The following is a 2,383-nucleotide window of genomic DNA, read 5'->3' on the forward strand; positions in this document are numbered from 1 at the left end:
ACGGCAGGGCCTCCCGGTCACGGCCGTCGCGGTGCAGGGCCCAGGCCAGGGCGTCGGCGGCGACCACGTTGGGGTTGCGGGCGTATTCGGTGCCCGCCGACGGTACGCCTTCCGGCTCGGTCTTTCGCGGCGGCACCCGGCCGCATGCGGGCAAGCCGCGGACGGTCCTTCCGGCCACTCCCTCCACGGTCCAGATCACCACCACCAGGACCGTCTCGCTGCCCGTCACCGGCTACGACGGGCACGACGGCCGTGACGGCCGCGAGGAGCCGGCGCCGGAGCGTCCGCGCGGCTCGGGCGGCTCGCCCGACGACGGTGACGACCGGCAGGACTGCGCGGACGCGACCGCGAAGGGCAGGGGGAGGAACAGGGATTGCCCGACGGCCTCGAGCAATCCCAAGCCCTCCTTCACCCAGATCCCGCAGACCGGTGACGGGGAGAGCCCGTCTCCGACGCCCACCGCTCCCGCCCCCTCGGGGACGACCATCACCCCCGTTCCCACTCCTTCCGTACAGATGGGCTGAGTGGCCCGTTCAGGCGATTTATCGGGAAATATCGCTGGATCGGTTAAAGTGAGCGCCGCGAATCGAGGCGGAGGGGGAGATCGATGGGCGAGCCTGTGCCCGGTGCGGTGGAGCTGAGCGGCGTCGGGGTCCGGGTGGTCGGCCGGACCCTGCTGGACGGCATCGGCTGGCGGGTCGGGTACGGGGAGCACTGGGTGGTGCTGGGCCCCAACGGGGCCGGCAAGACCACGCTGCTGTCACTGGCCGCCGCCGTCCGGCATCCCACCGAGGGGGCCGTCACCGTGCTCGGCCAGCGGCTGGGCCGGGTCGACCTGCGGGAGTTGCGCCGCCACATCGGCCTCGTCGCGGCCAGCCAGCGGCTCGTCGACGAGGAACTGCTGGAGGAGGAGGGGGCCACCGCGCACACCGTGGTCCTGACCGGCTACACCGGGTCCAGCGTCCCGCTCTGGGACCGCTACGGACCCGCCGAGCACGAGCGCGCCCATCAGCTGCTGGCGGACATGGGCTGCAAGGACCTCGCCGACCGGCTCTTTCGCGTCTGCTCCCAGGGTGAGCGGGCTCGTGTCCGTGTCGCCAGGGCCCTGATGGCCGACCCGGTGATCCTGCTGCTGGACGAGCCGTTCGCCGGACTCGACCTGCCCGCCCGCGAGGACCTGATCACCGCCGTGGAGGACCTGGCGGCGACCCGTCCGGTGCTGACCACGGTCACCGTCACCCATCACCTGGAGGAGGTCCCGGCCACCACGACCCACGCCCTGCTGATGCGTGACGCCCGGATCCAGGCGGGTGGTCCGGTGGCGGAGATCCTGACCGCGGAGAACCTCTCGGAGTGCTTCGGGCGGCCGCTGCGCGTCGACCACCTCGACGGCCGCTGGTACGCCCGCGCGGTACGCGACTGAGAGCCCGCGCACGTCGAAGCGGGGCGGCTCCCTCCCGAAACGGCCGGATCAGCGGGTGATGCGGATTCGCACGACGTCGGTGCGGTGCAGGGTGACGCCGTAGGCGAGCGGCACATCGCCGTGTCCGAAAACGGTCTGCAGCGTCCGGGCCAGGGGGTAGCCCAAGGGGACGCGCAACGCCTCGGCCCCCTGATCGGAGGCGAGCACGGCTTCGAGGTCGGTGATCACCTGGGCGGCCGGGCGCAGGGCGCCCCGGTCGAGGAAGGTGAACAGGTCGGTGTCGATGCCGAGCATCGGGCTCGGGTCGATCTCATCCGTGCCGATCTTCAGCGGCACGTAGTCCCGCATGTAGGCGGCCCGCACGTCGTCGACGCTGAAGATCCGTGTCACCTGCCACACGGGCGACCGTGCCGGCAGGCCCAGTGCCTCGGCCGCCGCGGGCGAGCTCGGCACGGTGTCGCACGACGACGTGACCAGCTCGGCCGTGTGCCCCGCCATCTGGATACGGTCACGGTAGGCGAGGATCTTCGACATGCTCAGCGGCGCCAGGTCGCGGGTGCCGGCGACGAACGTGCCGATTCCCCAGCGCCGGATCACCGCGCCCTCGATGGCCAGGACGCCCAGCGCCTCGCGGACGGTGCCGCGGCTCACGTCCAGCATCTCGCAGAGGTCCTGCTCGGTCGGCAGCCGGTCTCCTGGCTGGAACTTCTCCTGGAGCAACGCTCGCAGGCCGTGCAGCGCCGCCTGCGCCGCGGTATCACGTCGGCCCATCGTGGGTTCCCTTCGTCACGCTGCCCGAGTGCCCCCCGCGTCCGAGGACGCCGGGGGGCGAAGTCCTACCAGACATGATCGAGCACGCGGAGTGTGTTCCCGCCGATGACCTTGCTGATGTCGTCGTCGCCGTAGCCGTGCTTGACGAGCCAGCCGACGATGTTGGTGAAGTTCTCCGCCGGGTTCTCC

Annotated in this window: 3 protein-coding genes; 2 read left to right on the forward strand and 1 reads right to left on the reverse strand. The window is 71.7% G+C overall.

Annotation, left to right across the window (positions count from 1 at the left end; translation table 11 throughout):
- Both ACWD3H_RS47560 and ACWD3H_RS47565 read left to right on the forward strand, forming a co-directional pair.
- Positions 1–524 (forward strand): hypothetical protein (locus tag ACWD3H_RS47560; protein ID WP_451959789.1); only part of this gene is annotated, 524 nt, incomplete at its 5' end.
- Positions 525–607: 83 nt separating this feature from the next.
- The gene (locus tag ACWD3H_RS47565) at positions 608–1,423 is read left to right on the forward strand and encodes an ABC transporter ATP-binding protein (protein WP_355555555.1); all 816 of its coding nucleotides are present in this window, start codon (positions 608–610) and stop codon (positions 1,421–1,423) included.
- A gap of 48 nt (positions 1,424–1,471) precedes the next feature.
- Here ACWD3H_RS47565 and ACWD3H_RS47570 read toward each other — a convergent pair whose 3' ends face one another.
- Positions 1,472–2,194 carry a GntR family transcriptional regulator gene (locus ACWD3H_RS47570; protein WP_451959790.1) on the reverse strand — a complete coding sequence of 241 codons (723 nt, stop codon included), beginning with the start codon at positions 2,192–2,194 and terminating at the stop codon, positions 1,472–1,474.
- Between the last annotated feature and the right edge of the window lie 189 nt (positions 2,195–2,383).

The sequence above is a fragment of the Streptosporangium sp. NPDC002607 genome, assembly GCF_053592655.1.